At 70.4% G+C, this 20,387-nt stretch carries 15 protein-coding genes; 7 read left to right on the top strand and 8 right to left on the bottom strand.

From position 1 onward, the window contains the following. Window positions 1–9 precede the first annotated feature (9 nt). Window positions 10–2,943, bottom strand: coding sequence for a DEAD/DEAH box helicase (locus AN215_RS20105; RefSeq protein ID WP_070012168.1), 2,934 nt, complete (start codon window positions 2,941–2,943; stop codon window positions 10–12). Window positions 2,944–3,127: 184 nt separating this feature from the next. On the opposite strand from AN215_RS20105, the gene AN215_RS20100 reads away from it, so the two are divergent. Then, window positions 3,128–3,814, top strand: coding sequence for a DinB family protein (locus tag AN215_RS20100; protein WP_070012167.1), 687 nt, complete (start codon window positions 3,128–3,130; stop codon window positions 3,812–3,814). Between the two features lie 64 nt (window positions 3,815–3,878). Here AN215_RS20100 and AN215_RS20095 read toward each other — a convergent pair whose 3' ends face one another. The 5 genes from AN215_RS20095 to rpsA form a co-directional block, all read right to left on the bottom strand. Beyond that, window positions 3,879–4,514: a hypothetical protein gene (locus AN215_RS20095; protein ID WP_070012166.1), complete on the bottom strand. Its 636-nt coding sequence runs from the start codon at window positions 4,512–4,514 to the stop codon at window positions 3,879–3,881. 84 nt (window positions 4,515–4,598) lie between these two features. Continuing rightward, on the bottom strand, window positions 4,599–4,973 hold the full coding sequence (locus AN215_RS20090; protein WP_107374435.1) for a tetratricopeptide repeat protein: 375 nt from the start codon (window positions 4,971–4,973) through the stop codon (window positions 4,599–4,601). Between the two features lie 193 nt (window positions 4,974–5,166). Continuing rightward, the gene (gene coaE / locus AN215_RS20085; protein ID WP_070012164.1) at window positions 5,167–5,769 is read right to left on the bottom strand and encodes a dephospho-CoA kinase; all 603 of its coding nucleotides are present in this window, start codon (window positions 5,767–5,769) and stop codon (window positions 5,167–5,169) included. A 96-nt stretch (window positions 5,770–5,865) separates the two neighbouring features. After that, window positions 5,866–6,846, bottom strand: coding sequence for a proteasome assembly chaperone family protein (locus AN215_RS20080; protein WP_245694561.1), 981 nt, complete (start codon window positions 6,844–6,846; stop codon window positions 5,866–5,868). 208 nt (window positions 6,847–7,054) lie between these two features. Further along, window positions 7,055–8,596 (bottom strand): 30S ribosomal protein S1, encoded by a 1,542-nt coding sequence (gene rpsA / locus AN215_RS20075; RefSeq protein ID WP_070012162.1) that lies wholly within the window; start codon window positions 8,594–8,596, stop codon window positions 7,055–7,057. Between the two features lie 351 nt (window positions 8,597–8,947). Between rpsA and AN215_RS20070 the strand changes: the two genes are divergently transcribed. Next, entirely contained in the window at window positions 8,948–9,817 is an 870-nt protein-coding gene (locus AN215_RS20070; protein WP_070012161.1) for a class I SAM-dependent methyltransferase, read from the top strand. 40 nt (window positions 9,818–9,857) lie between these two features. Here the strand turns inward: AN215_RS20070 and AN215_RS20065 are convergent, their stop codons facing one another. Further along, window positions 9,858–11,498 carry a lytic murein transglycosylase gene (locus AN215_RS20065; protein WP_070012160.1) on the bottom strand — a complete coding sequence of 547 codons (1,641 nt, stop codon included), beginning with the start codon at window positions 11,496–11,498 and terminating at the stop codon, window positions 9,858–9,860. A 107-nt stretch (window positions 11,499–11,605) separates the two neighbouring features. Continuing rightward, window positions 11,606–14,263, bottom strand: a complete 2,658-nt coding sequence (gene polA, locus AN215_RS20060) for a DNA polymerase I (protein WP_079123278.1) — start codon at window positions 14,261–14,263, stop codon at window positions 11,606–11,608. A 289-nt stretch (window positions 14,264–14,552) separates the two neighbouring features. Between polA and AN215_RS20055 the strand changes: the two genes are divergently transcribed. The 5 genes from AN215_RS20055 to AN215_RS20035 all read left to right on the top strand — a co-directional run bounded on the left by AN215_RS20055 (window position 14,553) and on the right by AN215_RS20035 (window position 20,386). Beyond that, complete coding sequence (locus AN215_RS20055) at window positions 14,553–15,059, top strand: PaaI family thioesterase (RefSeq protein ID WP_070012158.1); 507 nt, start codon at window positions 14,553–14,555, stop codon at window positions 15,057–15,059. A gap of 10 nt (window positions 15,060–15,069) precedes the next feature. Next, window positions 15,070–15,990: a hypothetical protein gene (locus tag AN215_RS20050; RefSeq protein ID WP_139140765.1), complete on the top strand. Its 921-nt coding sequence runs from the start codon at window positions 15,070–15,072 to the stop codon at window positions 15,988–15,990. A 287-nt stretch (window positions 15,991–16,277) separates the two neighbouring features. Next, window positions 16,278–17,519 carry a branched-chain amino acid ABC transporter substrate-binding protein gene (locus AN215_RS20045; protein ID WP_070012156.1) on the top strand — a complete coding sequence of 414 codons (1,242 nt, stop codon included), beginning with the start codon at window positions 16,278–16,280 and terminating at the stop codon, window positions 17,517–17,519. Between the two features lie 99 nt (window positions 17,520–17,618). Next, the gene (locus AN215_RS20040) at window positions 17,619–18,548 is read left to right on the top strand and encodes a branched-chain amino acid ABC transporter permease (RefSeq protein WP_070012155.1); all 930 of its coding nucleotides are present in this window, start codon (window positions 17,619–17,621) and stop codon (window positions 18,546–18,548) included. 5 nt (window positions 18,549–18,553) lie between these two features. Beyond that, window positions 18,554–20,386 carry a branched-chain amino acid ABC transporter permease gene (locus AN215_RS20035; protein ID WP_070012154.1) on the top strand — a complete coding sequence of 611 codons (1,833 nt, stop codon included), beginning with the start codon at window positions 18,554–18,556 and terminating at the stop codon, window positions 20,384–20,386. The last annotated feature ends 1 nt before the right edge of the window (window position 20,387 follow it).

Below are 20,387 nucleotides of genomic sequence, written 5' to 3'. Positions count from 1 at the left end.
TCCTCCAGTTCACGCCGTCCTCCTCAGCGAGACGAGGTCGGCGAGCTCCGCGTCCGTCAGTTCGGACAGCGCGGCCTCACCGCCGCCGAGCACCGCGTCGGCCAACTCCCGCTTGGAGTCCAGCAGCTGGGCGATCCGCTCCTCGACCGTGCCCTCGGTGATGATGCGGTGGACCTGCACAGGCTGGGTCTGGCCGATGCGGTAGGCCCGGTCTGTCGCCTGCTCCTCCACGGCCGGGTTCCACCAGCGGTCGTAGTGGATGACATGCGCGGCGCGGGTGAGGTTGAGCCCCGTACCCGCGGCCTTCAACGACAGCAGGAACACCGGGACCTCACCGCCCTGGAAGCGGCGCACCATCTCCTCCCGCCGCGGGACGGGAGTGCCCCCGTGCAGCAACTGCGCCGGCACGCCCCGCTGTTGCAGGTGGCGCTCGATGAGCCTGGCCATCGCGACGTACTGCGTGAAGACCAGCACCGCGGCGCCCTCCGCGAGGATGACGTCCAGCAGTTCGTCCAGGAGCTCCAGCTTCCCCGAACGGCCGGCGAGCACGGCGCTCCCCTCCCGTCCCGGCGCCGCGGCAGCCTCCTTCAGATACTGCGCCGGGTGGTTGCAGATCTGCTTGAGCGCCGTCAGCAGCTTCATGACCAGACCGCGGCGCGCCATGCCTTCGGCCGTCTCGATACGGGCGAGGGTCTCGCGTACGACTGCCTCATACAACCCGGCCTGTTCACGTACGAGCCCGACCGGGTGGTCCGTCTCGGTCTTCGGCGGCAGTTCGGGCGCGATGCCGGGGTCGGACTTCCTGCGCCGCAGCAGGAACGGCCTCACCAGCCGGGCAAGCCGCTGTGTCGCCTGCTCGTCCTCACCGCCCTCCACTGCCCGGGCGTACCGGGCGCGGAAGGACTTCAGCGGACCGAGCAGCCCCGGCGTCGTCCAGTCGAGGAGCGCCCACAGCTCGGAGAGGTTGTTCTCGACGGGTGTGCCGGTGAGGGCGACGCGTGCGGGAGCGGGCAGGCTGCGCAGCGCTCTCGCCGTGGCGGAGTGCGGGTTCTTCATGTGCTGCGCCTCGTCGGCGACGACCATTCCCCAGCGGTGGGCGGCCAGTTGGGAAGCGGCGGAGCGCATCGTGCCGTAGGTGGTGAGGACGAAGCCGCCTGCCTCCCCTTCCTCCGCGCCGCACGGGAGGCTTCGCCCCGGCCCGTGGAAGCGGGAGACGGGAACGCCCGGCGCGAAGCGTTCGATCTCGCGCTGCCAGTTGCCCAGCAGCGAGGCGGGGCAGACGACGAGGGTGGGCTCCCGTGAACCGGCCGCTGCGCGGTGCAGATGGAGCGCGATCAGTGTGACGGTCTTGCCCAGCCCCATGTCGTCGGCGAGGCAGCCGCCCAGACCGAGCGACGTCATCGTCTCGAGCCAGGCCAGTCCGCGCAGCTGGTAGTCGCGGAGAGTGGCGTGCAGCCCGTCCGGCTGGCCGAGCGGCGGCAGTTCGGCGGTCAGCCTTGCCCGCAGCCGGGCCAGCGCCCCGGCCGGTACGGCCTCCACGGTCTCCCCGTCGGCCTCCGCGGTGCCGGTGAGCGCGGCCGCCAGCGCGTCGGCCGGCTCCAGCAGACCAAGGTTGCGCTTGCGGGCCTTGCGTACGAGCCCGGGGTCGACCAGCACCCACTGGCCGCGCAGCCGCACGACGGGCCGGTGGGCCTCCGCCAGCGCGTCCATCTCGGCCTCGGTCAGCGGATCGCCTCCGAGGGCCAACTGCCAGCTGAACTGGAGGAGTTCGTCCGCCTCGAAGAAGCCGAAGCCGTCCGAGGCCGAGCCCGGAGCGGGCCGGATCACGGCGGTGGCGGTCAGCTCCCTTGCCACTTCACGCGGCCAGTGCACGGCGACACCGGCGGCGGCCAGCCTGGTCGCGGCTCTGCCGAGCAGGTCGCTCAACTCGTCCTCCGTGAGCGGCAGTACGTCCGGGACGGGTCGCTCCAGAATCCGGGCGAGCGGCGGCCACACGCGGGCGGCGCGGCGCAGCGCGAGCAGGGTGTCGATGCGGGCACGCGGGCCGAAGTGCTCGGCGCCGGCCCACAGTTGGGCCGCGTCCGCGACGAGCACGGGGTCGGCGAGGCTGTGCACCTGCACGACGGCCGCCGAGCCCCTGCGGACCTGCCCGTTACGGCCCCCCGCGGAGGGACCGTCCCCGGAGCGCGGAGCGTCACCGGAGGTTTCCTCTGCGGGCCCCGCGTCGAACAGGTCGTCGGCGGAGAGGTCGAGGCGGAGCGAGATCCGCACGCCCGTGTCCATGCCTGCCGCGACCTCGGCCGCCCATTCGCGTGCCGCCTCCGGCAGCCGCTGCGGCTCCCATGCGGCGAAGGGCGCACCGACCGCTTTCGGCGCCGCAGGCGTACGCGGCAGCGTGTCGGCCACGGCGTCGAGGAAGGACCGCAGCAGGCTCTCGGGAGCGGGCAGCAGCAGGGGCCTGCGGCTGCCCGGCACGGGCACCGCGTGGGCCTCGGCCGGCATGGCCGCAGCGATCGCCCGCACCTGGGCGGCGTCCTGGGCGTCGAGCGGCCCGGCCCGCCAGGCGTCGGAGTTCCCGCTGCCGAGGCCGGGCAGCAGACGGCCGCGCGCCACGAGATGCAGCGCGTGCAGCGCGGCCGCTCCCCAGCACGCGGCCGCGGGATGGGCTCCGGGGTCCTGCCGCGCACGGACCAGCAACGGAAGCGCCTCGGCGACTCCCGTGCTCAGCGCCTCGGCCGTACGGGCCCTCGCGCCCTTGCCGTGACGCCGCGCGACCGTCAGCGTCAGCCGCTCCGCACCCGGAACCCCGGCGTCACCCGGCTCCGGGAGCGCGCCGCCGTCCGGACGCCAGAAGGCGACTCTTCCGGTACGGGACGGGCCCGGCTCCCCCGGCAGGAAGACCGCCGCGCACCGCGCGAGACCGCCCCCCGGGGGCACTGCCATCCGCGCCACCGCTTCCGCTTCTCGTGCCGTGCGGACCGTGCGCTCCCCTGTGACGCACGGTCCCCACTCGAACGCGCCTGAGTCTACGGCGCACCACTGACAGTGCCCGCACACTTTTCCGACCAGCGATGTCCGTCCGGAAACCGCAGAGCGCGGACACCCGCGGGGTTGGTACGTTCGCGCAATGCCGGACGACGACGCGAGAGACCCTGCCCCTGTGGTGACCGTGACCGCCGACGACGTGCGCACGGCCGTACGGCTCGCCGTCGCCGCCCTCAGCACGGGAACGGGGGCGGACTGGAGCGTCAAGGCGGGCTCGCTGGAGTGGGACTGCTGGGAGACCGTCGAGCATCTGAACGACGACCTGTTCGGCTACGCCGCCCAACTCACCCCGGACAACCCTCCGTTGACGGACAGCATCCCTTTCGGCTTCACGCGGCGGCAGCCGGACGGTCCCGCCAACGTGGTGTTCGCGGACCGCGACGCCGGCCCGGAAGGACTGCTGCGAGTCATGGAGGCCTGTGGCTCGCTGCTGACGGCCATGGTGCGCACGGCACCGGCGGAGCTGCGCGCCTGGCATCCGTACGGCGTCTCCGACTCCGCGGGGTTCGCCGCGATGGGCGTCGTGGAGACGCTCGTCCACGTCCACGACGTCGCTCAGGGCATCGGCGTCCCCTGGGAGCCTCCGGAGGACCTGTGCCGGCGAGTGCTCGTGCGGCTCTTTCCCGATGTGCGGGTGGACGCGGCTCCCTGGCCCGCCCTGCTCTGGGCCACGGGCCGTACCGACCTCCCGGGCCACCCCCGCCGGACGGAATGGCGCTGGTACGGGGAGCCCGCCCCGGAGGAAGCCCGGGCTCCCGCCGCAGGCTGAGCCGCCGCCCGCCGCTCCCGTACGCGGGCGCGCGGAGGCCGCCATCTGCCCGTACGGCGTGTCCTCAGAGCACCCAGATCATGTAGAGGCACACCGCGATTCCGCCGCCGCCCCCGATGTACAGGTACTTCATGACCACCGCTGCCCGTGTGCCGCGGACACGCTGTCCGACGGCGAACGCCTGCTGCCTGCCGGGGAAGATGCCGGTCGCGGCGAAGGGCACGCCCAGGGCGGCGACGATCCACGCGAAGAAGAAGAGCGCGTTCCAGCGCCAGATCTCGCGGAATCCGACGGGCACGAAACCGTTCCCCGACTGCTGGACCTCGATCTTCTCGCCCTGGCGCAGCTCTCGCGTCACCTCCGCGCCGGGCACGGCCCGTGACCCGTCCTCGGGCCGGAAGGTGCCTGAACAGACCGTTGTGTCACTGGAGTTGCGGCTTCCCTGCTCGACCCTGCAGGCCTCGACGGTGATGGTTCCCTGCCGCCCGGCCATGCCCGCGGCGTGCGCACCGTTGTAGACGGAGAAGCACACGCAGACCAGAGCACCGAGGAAGAACAGCGCGCCCAGTGCTCTGCCCTTCCAGCTCGGGGCGGGCAGTGCCGCGTACGGGCTCGTCAGACCGAGTTCGGGAGTCAGACCGGACCGTCCTCCCCCGGTGCCGGAGCTGCCGAAGATCCCCTGTCGCCCCGTGCCCGACATGCTCTCCCCCTGTCACTGCCGCTGGTGCTGAAACGCGGCCGGTGCGGCACGTCCGCGCGGCAGCACACCCTAGCGGGGCGGCCCTCAGGAGGAGCGGGGAGGGTCGAAGGCCGCGGCCTCGACGAAGTCGGGCCGCGGATCCAGGGCCGCGGCCAGCCGGAAGTGCCGCCGCGCCTCGTCCTTGCGGTCGGCGCGCTGCAGCGTACGCGCGAGCGCGAAATGAGCGAACGCGTTGTCAGGCTCGCGCTCCAGGACGGTCTGGAACTCCATCTCCGCCGGACGCAGTTGCGCGCCGAGAAAGAATGCGCGAGCGCGCAGCAGCCGCGCCGCCGTGTTCTCCGGGTGCGCCGCGATGACCGTGTCGAGCAGCTTCAACGCGCCCCGCGGGTCGTGCGCGTTGAGCAGCTGCTCCGCAGCGCGGAACTCGATGACCAGGGTCTCAGGGGTGGCCTCGGACACGGTGCCTGCCTCCTCACCGGTGCCGGTGTGACGGTTGCGGTGCACTGGCGCCAGAACGCCTCATCCCCTGTAGCTATTCCCAGTCGCAACCGGCGGCACTCCGCTCCCACCGGAGCGGACTACGCACGGGTGGGCTGCCCGGTCCGTGGAACGCCCGGTCCCGGCGGGCGCCGGGCCGCCCGGGTGGTCGCCCCTACGCCCGTCGGCGCAGCTCCTCCCACACCTCACGCACCCGTGCCTCCAGCTCCTCCAGCGGGCCGTCGTTGCCGATCACGATGTCGGCCAGCGCAAGCCGCTCCTCGCGTGTCGCCTGTGCCGCCATGCGGGAAGCAGCCTCCCCCTCGGTCATGCCGCGCAGCCGCACGAGCCGGTCGAGCTGCGTCTTCGGGGAGGCGTCGACGACGAGGACGAGTTCGTACAGCGGCCCGAGCCCGTTCTCGGTGAGGAGCGGTACGTCGTGGACGATCACTCCGCCGCTGTCCTCCTCTTCCGCCTGACGTTCCAGCTCGGCGGAGCGTTCACCCACGAGCGGGTGAACGATGGCGTTGAGCGCGGCGAGCCTGTCCGTGTCGGTGAAGACGACGGCCCCGAGCCTGGGCCGGTCCAGACTGCCGTCCGGTGCGAGGATCTCCTCCCCGAACTCCGCAACGACGGCGGCCAGCCCCGGCGTTCCGGGCTCCACCACCTCCCGGGCGATCTTGTCCGCGTCGACGATCACGGCACCGTGCTCGTCCAGCAGCCGCGAGACCTCGCTCTTCCCGGCGCCGATACCGCCCGTCAGGCCCACCTTCAGCATGACGGCAACGCTATACGGTGCCCGGAATCCGGCCACGCCCAGGCCAACCAAACCGGGAGGACCCGTTCGCTCCGCCCGGCCGCTCTGCCTCGCCGGTCAGCTCGCGCTGTCCCCGCCGGTGCCTCCGTCGGCGCCGCCTCCGCTGCTGCTCCCGCCGCCCTCGTCCTCACGCTCGGCGAGGAAGCGTTCGAAGACCGCGCCGAGCTCGTCGGCCGAGGGCAGTTCACTGGGTTCGGCCACCAGGTTTCCCCGCGTCTCGGCACCGGCGAGGGCGTCGTACTGCTGCTCGAGGCCCCGTACGACCGCCACGAGGTCCTCGTCCCCCTCGGCGAGCTGCCGTTCGATCTCGTTCTGCGTCTTGAGCGCCTCGTTGCGCAGGGCGTGCGCGACGTCGGGCAGCACGAGCCCCGTCGCGGAGGTGATGGCTTCGATGATGACGAGCGCGGCGTCCGGGTAGGCCGAACGGGCGACGTAGTGCGGCACGTGCGCCACGACGCCGAGCACGTCGTGCCCGGACTCCGCGAGCCGCAGCTCGATCAGGCCGGCGGCACTGCCGGGGACCTCGGCCTCCTCGAAGAGGGCGCTGTGGCCCGGTACGAGATCCGTTCGCGTGCCGTGCGGCGTGAGGCCCACGGGACGGGTGTGGGGAACGCCCATCGGGATGCCGTGGAAGTTGACGGACATGCGCACGCCCAGGCGTTCGGTGATCTCACGGACGGCCGCGGTGAAGGCCTCCCACTGCACGTCCGGTTCCGGTCCGGACAGCAGCAGGAACGGCACCCCTGTCGCGTCCCGTACGAGGCGGAGCTCCAGCCGGGGCGTCTCGTAGGAGACCCAGCGATCGCTGCGGAAGGTCATCGTGGGGCGGCGCGCACGGTAGTCCACGAGCCGGTCGGCGTCGAAACGCGCGACGGTGACGCAGGGCTGGCTGTCCTTCACACGCTCGACGATCTGCTCTCCCGCCTCGCCGGCGTCCATGTAGCCCTCGAAGTGATACAGCATCACCAGGCCCGCGCCGTCGGGACCGCCGATGACGGCGTCGACAGCTTCGAGCCCGCTCTCGTCCCACGTGTACACGCTCTGCCCACTGTGCGGTTCAAGCACTGCTGGCGCCCCTAACTAGTCGCGTTCACACAGGACAACGGTGTGTGAGCCGCCGGCATTCCTGCGGCAGGCGCGCACGGGTGCGGACAGCGAAGTGGGGCCCGCTCCGCGAAGGAGCAGGCCCCACTCTCTGTACTGTCAGCCGACGCCGCCGCTCAGCGGCGGACGCTCAGCTTCGGCTTCAGCTCTGGCCGCCGGCGAGCTTCTCGCGCAGCGCGGCCAGCGCCTCGTCCGAGGCGAGGGCACCGGAGTCGTCGTTCGACTCGGAGGAGTACGAGCCGCCGCCGGAGGCGCCGGCCTGGCCACCGCCGCCGCCGTTGCCGCCCTGCTGCGGCTGCGCGCTGCCGCCGCCGGCACCGGCACCCTCGGCCGCCGCCTGCTCGTCGGCCTCGCGGGACTTGATGACCTGCGCCTGGTGCTGCTCGAAGCGCTGCTGCGCCTCGGCGTACTGGCGCTCCCACTCCTCGCGCTGCTTCTCGTAGCCCTCCAGCCAGTCGTTGGCCTCGGGGTCGAAGCCCTCGGGGTAGATGTAGTTGCCCTGGTCGTCGTACGACGCCGCCATGCCGTAGAGCGTGGGGTCGAAGTCGACCGTGCTCGGGTCCGCACCGAAGGACTCGTTGGCCTGCTTCAGCGAGAGGCTGATGCGGCGGCGCTCCAGGTCGATGTCGATGACCTTGACGAAGATCTCGTCGTTGACCTGGACGACCTGCTCCGGGATCTCCACGTGGCGCTCGGCCAGCTCGGAGATGTGGACCAGACCCTCGATGCCCTCGTCCACGCGGACGAACGCGCCGAACGGCACGAGCTTCGTGACCTTGCCGGGCACGACCTGGCCGATCTGGTGCGTGCGGGCGAACTGCTGCCACGGGTCTTCCTGCGTCGCCTTCAGCGACAGGGAGACGCGCTCGCGGTCCATGTCGACGTCGAGGACCTCGACCGTGACCTCCTGGCCGACCTCGACGACCTCGGACGGGTGGTCGATGTGCTTCCAGGACAGCTCGGAGACGTGCACCAGGCCGTCCACACCGCCGAGGTCGACGAAGGCGCCGAAGTTGACGATGGAGGAGACGACGCCGGAGCGCACCTGGCCCTTCTGCAGGGTGGTGAGGAAGGTCTGGCGGACCTCGCTCTGGGTCTGCTCCAGCCAGGCACGGCGGGAGAGAACCACGTTGTTGCGGTTCTTGTCGAGCTCGATGATCTTGGCTTCGAGCTCCTTGCCGACGTACGGCTGCAGGTCCCGGACACGGCGCATCTCGACCAGGGAGGCCGGCAGGAAGCCCCGCAGGCCGATGTCGAGGATGAGGCCGCCCTTGACGACCTCGATGACCGTGCCGGTGACGATCCCGTCCTCTTCCTTGATCTTCTCGATGGTGCCCCAGGCACGCTCGTACTGAGCGCGCTTCTTCGAGAGGATCAGGCGCCCCTCCTTGTCCTCCTTCTGGAGAACCAGGGCTTCGATCTCGTCACCGACGGCGACGACCTCGTTGGGGTCGACGTCGTGCTTGATCGACAGTTCGCGGGACGGGATGACGCCTTCGGTCTTGTAACCGATGTCGAGCAGGACCTCGTCCCGGTCGACCTTCACGATGACGCCGTCGACGATGTCGCCGTCGTTGAAGTACTTGATCGTCTCGTCGATCGCGGCGAGGAAGGCTTCCTCGGAACCGATGTCGTTTACCGCAACCTGCGGAGTGGTGGCGGTGGTCTCGGTGCTGCTCGTCATGTGTGAAAGGGTCTCCGGGTACGGACATGAAGTCGTAGGTTCTGCTACGCCGAGAGCCCGTTATCGCACCGCGCATGCAAGCCAGCCGGACACAGCCTTGAGAGCCACTAACCCGAGGGGATACACCACTGATGCGAGCGCGGCCTGCTCCGTCCGAGGCACGCAGGCCCGCAGCGCAACTTGTAGCATACGGGGGCCGCTGGGCATGGTCAATGCGCGAAAGAGCACAGCTGGGGTGGAACGTCCCATAACCGGCGCGCCCGTTACCGCGTGCACCCGTCAGAGCACTGAACGGCGTCCCCGCAGCCCCGCGGCGACAAGTGATGGAACGAGCGTACGACGGCGGGCCCGATGACCCAAGACCACGGCGGCGGCAGCAGCACGGCGGACCGGCCGGAGCCGGAGGCGGTGCGCAGGCACGCCGGAAGCACCGAGAGCAGCAGAGCCAGTCGCGGCTGGTGGGACCGCAACGCCGACGAGTACCAGGACGACCACGGCGCCTTCCTCGGCGACGACCGTTTCGTGTGGTGCCCGGAAGGACTCGACGAGGCGAAGGCCCGGCTGCTCGGGCCTGCCACCGAGCTGCGCGGCATGCGTGTGCTGGAGGTCGGAGCCGGCGCCGCGCAGTGTTCGCGCTGGCTGGCGGCTCAGGGTGCCCGTCCCGTCGCACTGGACCTCTCCCGCCGGCAGCTCCAGCATGCGCTGCGCATCGGCGACGGCCGGGGCGGCCGGTCCGGCTTCCCGCTGGTCGAGGCGGACGCGAGGGCGCTGCCGTTCGCCGGAGGCTCCTTCGATTCGGCCTGCTCGGCGTTCGGTGCTCTGCCCTTCGTCGCCGATCCGGTGCACGTGCTGCGGGAGGTACGGCGGGTGCTGAGGCCGGGCGGCCGCTGGGTCTTCTCCGTCACGCACCCGCTGCGCTGGGCGCTGCCGGACGAGCCGGGCCCGGAAGGGCTGACGGTGCTCAGCTCCTATTTCGACCGGACGCCGTACGTCGAGGAGGACGCGCGGGGCCGCGCGGTCTACGTCGAGCACCACCGCACGATGGGTGACCGGGTGCGGGACGTGGTGAGCGCGGGGTTCCGGCTGCTGGACGTCGTGGAACCGGAGTGGCCGGACTGGAACACCCAGGAGTGGGGCGGCTGGTCGCCGCTGCGGGGGCGGCTGATCCCCGGGACGGCGATCTTCGTGTGCGAGCGCGACGAGACGGCAGGGCCGGCGTAGGCCCGTGCGGCAGGCGCCGCCGGGCCGGCGCGTCCGGCTGCTATTCCTTGGTGACCGTCAGCTCGATGTCGTACGTGGAGCCGTCGGCGGTGGTGAGGCGCAGGGTGAATGTGCCGGTGCTGCCGTCGGTGTGGACGGTGGGGAGGTCGAGGACTCCCTTCTCGCCGAGCAGGTCGCCCGTGGACTTGGTGATGGCGCGGTCCTCATTGCCGAACAGGTCCTTGAAGTAGGGGCCCTTGGTGTTCTCCTCGCCGTCCTCGTCGACCATGGTGGCGGTCACCTGGACGCCGTCGGTGGCCTTGCTCTGGTGCTTGACCGTGACCTTGATGTCGGTGAACTCCGAATCCACCGGGGCCTTCAGCGCCCCTTCGGGTTCACGGGCGAAGGTGTACTTCGGTGCGACCTCGGCGCCCATCGTCACAGTGCGCAGGTCGCGGCCCACTGCCGTGGCGGTGACGGTGAACTTCCCTGCCTGCTTGCCCGCGGCGATGAGGGGAGCGGTGGCGAGACCATCCGCGCCAGTGGTGGCGGTGGCTTCTTTCTTGCCGCCGGGGAACCGCGCGCCGGTCGTGCCCTTGATCGTGTACTTGATGCGGATGCCGTCGACAGCCTCACCGGCCTTGTCGACGGCCCGTACGCGGGCACGGTTCTCGAAGTTCTCGCCTGTGAAGGCGTCCAGTTCGCCTGCGAGGACCGGCTTCAGGGCCGTCGCGGTGCCGGGGGCCGGGGACTCCTCGCCGCCACCGCCGTCCGGTCCGCCGCCGTCTCCGTCGCCGCCTTCGCCCTTGCCCGGCTTGCCGGAGCCGGAGCCGCCGTCCGGCGAGCCCTTGCCCCCCTTGCCCGGCCCGTCCGAGGCGCCCGCTCCGGGTGAGCCGGGCAGAGCACCCGAACCGTCGGGGACCTCGTGTGTGCCCTTGCGGTAGAACTCGTACCAGGCCAGCACCGTACGCAGGTAGTCCTGGGAGTTGTTGTAGCTGAGGATCGCGCGGTCGAGGCCGGCCTTGGTGCTCAAGTCCCGTTCGCCGGCGCAGAGGTATCCGGCCGCGGCCAGCGCGGCGTCGTGGATGTTGCCCGGGTCGCGGGTGCCGTCGCCGTTGCCGTCGGCGGACCAGCGCGCCCACGTGGAGGGTATGAACTGCATGGGCCCCACGGCGCGGTCGAAGCGCTTGTCGCCGTCGAGCCGTCCCCCGTCGGTGTCGGTGATGCGGGCGAAGCCCGCGCCGTTCAGCACCGGGCCCAGGATCGGCTTCAGGGTCGTGCCCGCCTTGTCGACCGCTCCGCCGCGTGCCTGCCCGGACTCGACCTTGCCTATCGCGGCGAGCAGTTCCCAGCGCAGCCCGCAGGCCGGGTCGGAGGCGTTCTGCGAGCGCGCAGCCTTCTTGTACGCGGCGAGCACCGACGCCGGGATGCCGGACTCGGAAGGCGTGTCCACTGAACTGCGGGGCGGGGCGGGGGATTCGAGAGGCGGCAGTTCGGTGTGGTACGAGTCGTCGCCCGGCGCGCGGTCGGGCTGGGCGTCGTCCGGGCGCTCCTTGCCGGGCCCGTCGGCACGGTGGTCCACCTCCGCGCCGGGCGCCTGCGAAGCGGTCAGCGCCGCCATCGTCGCGGCGGCGATGGCCGTGCCCGCCACTCCACGGCGGATCTTCCTGCCACCGCCGAGAAACCCGCGATACCGCACCATTGCCGGACCCCCTGCTTCTGCCCTGCGGTCGTCAACACGGTGACACTACGACAAGTGCCGGGCCACGTCTGCGGGTCGGGGCATTCCGCCCGGTGCGGAGTACGGGGTCAGTGCGCCGCGGACTCCCAGTCGTCGCCGACGCCGACGGACACGTCCAGCGGTGCGCGCAGCTGGACCGCGCCCGCCATCTCGCGGCACACCAGCTCCTCCACCGCGTCCCGCTCGCCGGGGGCGACCTCCAGCACGATCTCGTCGTGGACCTGCAGCAGCATGCGTGAGGAGAGCTTCTCCTCGCGCAGCGCGGCGTCCACGCGCAGCATCGCCACCTTCACGATGTCCGCCGCGGTGCCCTGGATCGGTGCGTTGAGCGCCATCCGCTCGGCCATGTCGCGGCGCTGGCGGTTGTCGCTGTTGAGGTCGGGGAGATAGCGGCGGCGGCCCATGATGGTCTCGGTGTAGCCGGTGGCGCGGGCCTCGGAGACGGCGCGGTGGAGGAAGTCGCGGACGCCGCCGAAGCGTTCGAAGTAGTCGTCCATCAGCTTGCGGGCCTCGTCCGGGGTGATGCCGAGCTGCTGGGAGAGCCCGAAGGCGGACAGGCCGTAGGCCAGCCCGTAGGACATGGCCTTGATCTTGCGGCGCATCTCGGCGTCGACCTTGTCCTCGGTGACGTCGAAGACCTGTGAGGCGACGGTGGTGTGCAGGTTCTCCCCGGAGGTGATGGCCTCGATCAGCTTCTCGTCGTCCGACATGTGGGCCATCACGCGCAGTTCGATCTGGCTGTAGTCCGCGGTCATCAGGCTCTCGTAGCCCTCGCCGACGCGGAAGGCGCGGCGGATGGCGCGGCCCTCGTCCGTACGGACGGGCACGTTCTGCAAGTTGGGGTCGGTGGAGGAGAGGCGGCCGGTGGCGGCGACGGTCTGGCTGAAGCTGGTGTGGATACGGCCGTCGGGGGCGATCGTCTTGATCAGGCCCTCGACGGTGGTGCGCAGCTTCTGCTGTTCGCGGTAGCGCAGCATCAGCACGGGCAGTTCGTGCTCGGTCTGCGCCGCGAGCCACGTCAGCGCGTCGGCGTCCGTCGTCCAGCCCGTCTTCGTCTTCTTCGTCTTGGGCAGGCCCAGCTCCCCGAAGAGCACCTCCTGGAGCTGCTTGGGCGAGCCGAGGTTGAACTCGTGGCCCACGGCGGCGTGTGCGTCCTTCACCGCCTGCTGGGCGGCGTCGGCGAACTGCTGCTCCAGGTTCGTCAGCCATTCGCGGTCGGCGCAGATGCCGGAGCGTTCCATCCGTGCCAGCACCGCGGAGACGGGAAGCTCCAGGTCGCGGAGCAGATCGGCGGCGCCGACCTGGTCGAGCCTGTCCTCGAAGACCTCGCCGAGGTCGAGGATCGTACGGGCCTTGACCATCAGCGCCTGCGCCTCGGCCTGTTCGTCGACGCCGAAGGCCAGCTGTCCGCCGCCCGCGTCCGCCGGGCCCAGCTCGCGGCCCAGATACTCCACCGACAGGGCTTCCATGTCGAAGGAGCGGCGGCCCGGCTTGTCGAGATACGCGCCGAGGGCCGTGTCCATCGTGACGCCCGCGACGCTCCAGCCGTGCTCGGCGAAGACCCGCGCGACCGCCTTGGCGTCGTGGACGACCTTGGGGCGGGCCGCGTCGGCGACCCACGCGGAGAACGCCCTCTCATCGGCCTCGCCCAGCTGGGCGGGGTCGAACCATGCCGCGGGGCCGCCGGCTGCCGCGAGGGCGATCTCGCTCACGCTGCCTGTGCCGAGCTTCCACACATCGACGGTGGCCAGCCCGAGCGTCCCGCCGGCGTGCTCCTCCAGCCACCCGGCCAGCTCCCCGGAGCCGAGCACGGTGCCGTCGATCTCCACGCCTTCCACCGACGGGGAGACCTCTTCCTCCTGCGCGCCCGGATCGACGGCGAACAGCCGCTCGCGGAAGTTCTGATGGCGGAACTCCAGGGCGTCCAGCACGACGTTCAGCGTGTCCCGGTCGTAGGCGAGGCGCTCCAAGTCCTCCGGGCCGCAGCTCAGTTCGACGTCGCGCACGAGCTCTGTGAGGTGACGGTTGAGCGTGACGGACTCCAGGTGTGCCCGCAGGTTCTCGCCGGCCTTGCCCTTCACCTCGTCCGCACGGCGGGACAGCTCCGCGAAGGAACCGAACTGACTGATCCACTTCGTGGCCGTCTTCTCGCCGACGCCGGGGATGCCGGGGAGGTTGTCCGAGGGGTCGCCGCGCAGCGCGGCGAAGTCCGGGTACTGCTCGGGTGTCAGGCCGTACTTCTCGAAGACCTTCTCCGGGGTGAAGCGCGTCAGCTCCGAGACGCCCTTCGTCGGATAGAGCACCGTGACGTCGTCGCCGACGAGCTGCAGGGCGTCACGGTCGCCGGTGACGATCAGGACCTTGAAGCCCTCGGCCAGCGCCTGCGTGGTGAGCGTGGCGATCACGTCGTCCGCCTCGAAGCCCTCCACCGCGAAGCGGCGCACCCGCATCGCGTCGAGCAGCTCCCCGATCAGCTCGACCTGCCCCTTGAACTCGTCCGGGGCCTTGGAGCGGTTCGCCTTGTACTCCGCGAACTCCGCGGAGCGCCAGGTCTTGCGGGAGACGTCGAAGGCGACCGCGAAGTGCGTGGGCTCCTCGTCACGCAGAGTGTTGGACAGCATCGACGTGAAGCCGTAGATCGCATTTGTCGTCTGGCCCGTGGAGGTGGAGAAATTCTCCGCGGGCAGGGCGTAGAACGCGCGGTAGGCGAGCGAGTGCCCGTCCATCAGGAGCAGGCGCGGTGCGGTCTTCTTCGATGCCTTCTCAGTCACGTAGCCGATCCTCCCACGGCCCACCGACAACGCCGTCCGCGAGCGCCCGCCTCAGCGTCCACGTCTGCGCGAGGCCCGGCGGCTCGCACTGCGTCACCGGTGGCAAGTCACCGGTGATCCGCGTCACTTCGACCTGAGCGCACGCTCAGCCACCTGATATGACGGTGCGGAACACCCGACCGCATCGACCGGTTGACCCTCACGTCACGACGTCGACCGACCACTGTGATCGGAGCCGCTGCTCATGGGCGAGCACACCAGGACCACGTTCCCTCAGGAGATCCTCGACCAGTGGGCGGGGCTCGGGCTCGATCTGCCCGGCCTCTTCTCGGCGGGGCACCTCGGTGAACGCATGGACCTGCGGATCCTCCATGCCTCGCCCGGGAAGGTCACCGGCACGCTGCCCGTCGAGGGCAACACCCAGCCCTACGGACTGCTCCACGGCGGCGCCTCCGCCGTGCTCGCGGAAACCCTCGGCTCCGTCGGCGCGATGCTGCACTGCGGGCCGGGCAGGCTCGCCGTCGGCGTCGACCTCAACTGCACCCACCACCGGGGCGTCCGTTCCGGGCTGATCACCGGCACGGCCACGCCCGTGCACCTGGGGCGCTCCACCGCGACGTACGAGACCGTCATCACCGACGACGACGGCAGGCGCGTGTGCAGCGCCCGGCTGACGTGTCTGCTGCGTGACGCCCCCACCGATGCCGATGCCGATGCCGCCACCCTGGTCACGCCGCCGGAAGGCCGCTAGCTTCCCGCACATGGGAGGCACGGGACGCAGACGCGGAGGGGCCGGCGACACCCCTCGAAGACCCCGCGCCCGGGGCCGGCCCGCATCCCCGGAGCCGTACCGCAGCCCGTACCCCGACCCGTACCAGGACCCGAACCAGAACCCGGTCCCCTACCAGGGTCCGCGGCAGCCCCCGCGCCAGGTCCCGTACCCGCCGCTGCCGCAGCCCCGGTCCCAGCCGCCACGACTGCAGCCGCTCCGGCCGCCGCTGCCACCGGCCAGGAGACAGTCATCGCCGCCGCGGCACCCCGAGGTGCTGGCCTCCGGAGGCGAAGGCCCCGGGATCGGCGAGCTCTGGTACGGCCTTCCCACGCGCGCCCGCCGCACCGCCGTCACCGCCGCCTGCCTCCTCCTGCTCGGCGCCGGCGGCTACGCGGTCGCCACGCAGATGCCCGGCTCCGGCGCACGGACGCAGCAGGAACAGGAAGGGGGAGAGGAAGCCGGACCCGCGCCGGGACCGGGCACGCCCTCCGCCACGCACAGACGCATGCCCTACCCGGCGCAGAGCGCCCGCATCACCTTCGACCGCCTCGCCGTCTCCGACCGCGCCCGACGCACCTTCACCGTCCAGCTGCACGCGACGGCCACCTCGCCCCTGACCGTCCTGGACGTGGGCCAGGGCTACGAGGGGGTCGACCTGAGCCTCGCCGGGCGGCCGCCGGTCACCGTGAACCCCGGCAACGCACGGACCCTGCTCCTCGAAGCGAAGGTCACCAACTGTGACGGTGTGCCGCTCCGTGCCCGTTCACCCTTCCTCAATGTCACGCTCCGTAACGATCGCGCGCGTCAGGAGTTGAGCGTGATCCCCGGCGAGCGCTACGCCGACGCGCTCGCGCACGCATTCCGGACGCTCTGCCGGCCCGACAGCCCCGCTGCCGCCCTCCAACCCTGAAACGATCTGCTGCTTCGCGCCTCCGAAACGTGTCCGCTACACGCGCGTCACACACCGGACCTTCCCGGACGCTTCCGTACGGACACGCCGCGGTCGGCCCTCAATAACAAGAACGTCACACCTTTGACTGGACCTCTGCCCCCCGCGATCCGACGGCCATAGAGTCACCGCCAGTCACCGCGCAGCCGGGTGTGCAGTGCAAAACCTGAACCGTTCCAGGCTCAGGGGCCCCGGCGCGCGACACGGCCCTTCATCTCCGAAGGCCGCGCCAGGGGAAAGGACTGATCGTGCGCCACCGTTCATTGCTCATCATCAGCACCGCGGCGGTCGCCGCGGGATCTCTCACGCTGTCGGCATGCGGCTCACGCGGCGAGGACAGCGGAAAGAGTGGTGGGGAGACCACTCTGACCATCGGTCTCGACGCCCCGCTCACAGGTGATCTCTCCGCGCTCGGCCAGGGCATCAAGAACTCGGCCGACCTCGCCGTCAAGCAGGCGAACAAGGAAAAGACCGTCGAGGGCGTCAAGTTCAAGCTGGAGGCGCTCGACGACGCCGCCCAGCCCTCCGCCGGGCAGCAGAACGCCAACAAGTTCGTGGCCGATGACAAGGTTGTCGGCGCCGTCGGCCCGCTGAACTCCAACGTCGGCCAGTCGATGCAGAAGGTGTTCGACAAGGCGAAGATGGTCGAGGTCTCGCCGGCCAACACCGCCCCCGAGCTGACGCAGGGCGTCGACTGGCGGACCGGCAAGAAGGAACGCCCCTTCGAGACGTACTTCCGCATCTGCACCACGGACGCCATCCAGGGGCCGTACGCCGCGCAGTACATGTACAACGAGAAGAAGCTCAAGAAGGTCTACGTCATCGACGACAAGAAGACCTACGGCAAGGGCCTCGCCGGCACCTTCAAGTCGGAGTTCGAGGACCTGGGCGGCGAAGTGGTCGGCACCGACCACGTCGACCCGAAGGAGAAGGACTTCACCGCGGTGGTCAACAAGGTCGCCAAGGCCAAGCCCGACTTCGTCTACTACGGCGGCGAGTACCCGGCCGGCGCCCCGCTCGCCGACCAGGCCAAGAAGGCCGGCCTCGAAGGCCCCGTCGTCGGCGGCGACGCACTGTTCAGCGCCGAGTACGTCAAGCTCGCCAAGAAGAACTCCGAGGGCGACATCGCCTCGTCCGTCGGCGCACCGCTCGAGACCCTCGACAGCGCCAAGAAGTTCGTCAAGAACTACGAGGCCGCCGGCTACAAGCTGCCCTACGAGGCATACGGCGGCTACGCCTACGACTCCACCTGGGCAATCATCCAGGCCGTCAAGGCAGTCGCCGAGAAGAACGACGGCAATCTGCCCGAGGACATGAACGAGACCCGCGAGCAGGTCGTCGAAGCCATGCAGGACGTCAAGTTCGACGGCGTCAGCGGCAAGGTCGGCTTCGACGAGTACGGCGACACCACCAACAAGCAGCTCTCGCTGTACGAGGTCAAGGACGGCGTTCACAAGCCCGTCAAGACCGGCACCTTCGAAGAAGACTGAGCAGGGCGACCGCCCCGTTCATCCACACCACTACGCCGCGCGGGGACGCGAACAGCGCCCCCGCGCGGCTGTATCCAGACACCACTCGGAGGCCCCGCGGTGAACGACCTGCCGCAGCAACTGGCCAGTGGACTCATCCTCGGCGCGATGTACGGCCTCATCGCGATCGGCTACACGATGGTCTACGGCATCGTTCAGCTCATCAACTTCGCCCACGGCGAGATCGTCATGTTCGGGGCCTTCGGCGGCCTGACGGCCTGGCTGCTTCTCCCGCAGGGAACAGCCCTCACCCTCGCGCTCCCCCTCATGCTCGTGATGGCCGTGGGAGTGTCCGTCCTCGTCGGCATCGGAGCGGAACGCTTCGCCTACCGGCCGCTGCGCAACGCACCCCGCCTGGCGCCGCTCATCACCGCGATCGGCCTGTCGATCATGCTCCAGCAGCTGATCTGGAGCTTCTACCCCGACGCCAAGAAGGCCCGCAGCTTCCCCCAGTTCAGCGGCGAAAGCGTCCAGCTCCTCGGCGCCAACGTCCAGCGCGGCGAACTCTTCCTCCTCATAGCCGCGCCCATCTGCATGATCGCCCTCGGCTTCTTCGTCGCCAAGACCCGCACCGGCCGCGCCATGCAGGCCACTTCGCAGGACCCCGACACCGCGAAGCTCATGGGCATCAACACCGACCGCATCATCGTCACCGCGTTCGCCATCGGCGCCGCGTTCGGCGGGGTGGCGGCCATCGCCTACGGCCTCAAGTACGGGCAGATCGACTTCAAGATCGGCTTCATCCTCGGCCTCAAGGCCTTCACCGCAGCGGTACTCGGCGGCATCGGCAACATCTACGGAGCCATGGTCGGCGGCGTCGTGCTCGGCCTCGCCGAATCACTCGCCACCGCGTACATCGAACACATACCCGGCATGGAACTCTTCGGCGGCGGCGCCTGGAAGAACGTATGGGCATTCGTCCTGCTGATCCTCGTGCTGCTCGTACGACCGCAGGGCCTGCTCGGCGAACGCGTCGCGGACAGGGCGTGATAGCGATGGCAACCACCGACCCCCAAGCGGGAACCACCGCCACCACCGCACCCGCCGAACCCCTCGACCCCACCGGCGCACCCGGCACCCTGCCGCTGCCGCCCAAGGCCGCCCGCACCCTCACCCTCGCGGGCGCCGTCGGCACGTTCGCGAGCACCATGCTCGCCTGGACCTGGACCGCCGAATTCCCCGGCGACCTCACCTACTACGGCTCACCCGTCGACCTGCAGACCCTCACCCTCGCCGGGTCGCTGCTCACCATCGCCTTCCTGCTCGCCGGCAACGGCGTACGCGGACTGCGCTGGCTCACCCCCGGCGGCCGGACCGCGCCCGTGACCCTGGCGGCCCTCGGCACATTCGGCGTCGCCTGGTTCACCGCCGGAGCCATCGCCGTCGTACTCGGCGGGTTCATCCACTTCGAACCCGGCATGTGGGTCGCCGTCTTCACGAGCCTCCTCACCGTCGTCGGCGCCCTCGGCCTCCGCGCCGACGAACCCTTCGACCCCGCCGACCCCGCACTGCGCGACCCCGGACCCTGGCAGCGCTTCCGCCACTCCCTCAAAGCACCCGCACCCGCCGCCGCGCGGGAACTGCCCGGCTGGGCCGAACTGCTCACCATCGCCGTCACCTTCGGCGTCGGGCTGTTCGTCTTCACCTACGGCATCGACACCCCGTACGGCGAACTCTTCATCGGCTTCCTGATCCTCGTGGGCTTCGGCGCCACCGCCCTCGCACGCGCCGGACTCAGCCAGCGCCTGTCCAAACTCACCGCGAAGCACCGCAACATCACCTTCACCGCGGCATTCGTCGCAGCGGCCTGCTTCCCCTTCACACAGAGCAGCGACCAATACACCTCCGTCGCCGCCAACATCCTCATCTTCGCCACCGTCGCACTCGGCCTCAACGTCGTCGTCGGCCTCGCCGGACTCCTCGACCTCGGATACGTGGCCTTCCTCGGCGTCGGCGCCTACGCGGCGGCACTCGTCTCCGGATCCAACACCTCCGTACTCGGCGTCCACTTCCCCTTCTGGGCCGCCGTCCTCACCGGAGCAGGCGCCTCGCTCATCTTCGGCGTCGTCATCGGCGCCCCGACACTGCGGCTCCACGGCGACTACCTCGCCATCGTCACCCTCGGCTTCGGCGAGATCTTCCGCATCGGCATGGAGAACCTCGACGGCTCCTCAGGGCCCGCCGTCACCAACGGCGCCAACGGCATCGCCAACATCCCCGACCTGGTGATCTTCGGCTTCAACCTCGGCGAGGACCACACGGTCCTCGGCGTCGAACTCGGCCCGTTCGCCAACTACTACCTGCTGATGCTCTTCTTCACGATCATCATCGTGACGATCTTCCGCCGCGCCGACCGCTCCCGCATCGGCCGCGCATGGGTAGCCGTACGCGAGGACGAGACCGCCGCACGCGCCATGGGCATCAACGGCTTCCGCGTCAAGCTCATCGCCTTCGCACTCGGAGCCACCCTCGCCGGTATGGCCGGAACCGTGCAGGCACACGTCACCTCGTCCGTGACACCCGAGCAGTACCAGTTCGTCGAAGTCGTACCGCCCAACTCCGCCTTCCTGCTCGCCGCGGTCATCCTCGGCGGCATGGGCACCGTGTCGGGACCCCTCATCGGCGCCTCACTGCTCTACCTCATCCCCGCCAAACTCCAGTTCATCGGCGACTACCAACTCCTCCTCTTCGGACTCGCGTTGGTACTCCTCATGCGCTACCGCCCCGAAGGCCTCATCGCGGACCGCCGCAAGAAGCTCGAATTCCACGAAACCGGCCAGCTCGACGTACCCACCGGCGGCCCCGGCCTCAGCAAGACGGAGGCATAGA

Source organism: Streptomyces abyssalis (assembly GCF_001751365.1).
Lineage (GTDB): Bacteria > Actinomycetota > Actinomycetes > Streptomycetales > Streptomycetaceae > Streptomyces > Streptomyces abyssalis.
Note: the sequence above shows the minus strand (reverse complement) of the source record. Positions and strands in the feature narration are given on the sequence as shown.

Coding starts and splice junctions, on each gene's coding strand:
- AN215_RS20105 (WP_070012168.1), bottom strand. CDS start 2,943: ATGGCAGTGCCCCCGGGGGGCGGTCTCGCGCGGTGCGCGGCGGTCTTC.
- AN215_RS20100 (WP_070012167.1), top strand. CDS start 3,128: ATGCCGGACGACGACGCGAGAGACCCTGCCCCTGTGGTGACCGTGACC.
- AN215_RS20095 (WP_070012166.1), bottom strand. CDS start 4,514: ATGTCGGGCACGGGGCGACAGGGGATCTTCGGCAGCTCCGGCACCGGG.
- coaE (WP_070012164.1), bottom strand. CDS start 5,769: ATGCTGAAGGTGGGCCTGACGGGCGGTATCGGCGCCGGGAAGAGCGAG.
- rpsA (WP_070012162.1), bottom strand. CDS start 8,596: ATGACGAGCAGCACCGAGACCACCGCCACCACTCCGCAGGTTGCGGTA.
- AN215_RS20070 (WP_070012161.1), top strand. CDS start 8,948: ATGACCCAAGACCACGGCGGCGGCAGCAGCACGGCGGACCGGCCGGAG.
- AN215_RS20065 (WP_070012160.1), bottom strand. CDS start 11,498: ATGGTGCGGTATCGCGGGTTTCTCGGCGGTGGCAGGAAGATCCGCCGT.
- polA (WP_079123278.1), bottom strand. CDS start 14,263: ATGGACGGGCACTCGCTCGCCTACCGCGCGTTCTACGCCCTGCCCGCG.
- AN215_RS20055 (WP_070012158.1), top strand. CDS start 14,553: ATGGGCGAGCACACCAGGACCACGTTCCCTCAGGAGATCCTCGACCAG.
- AN215_RS20050 (WP_139140765.1), top strand. CDS start 15,070: ATGGGAGGCACGGGACGCAGACGCGGAGGGGCCGGCGACACCCCTCGA.
- AN215_RS20035 (WP_070012154.1), top strand. CDS start 18,554: ATGGCAACCACCGACCCCCAAGCGGGAACCACCGCCACCACCGCACCC.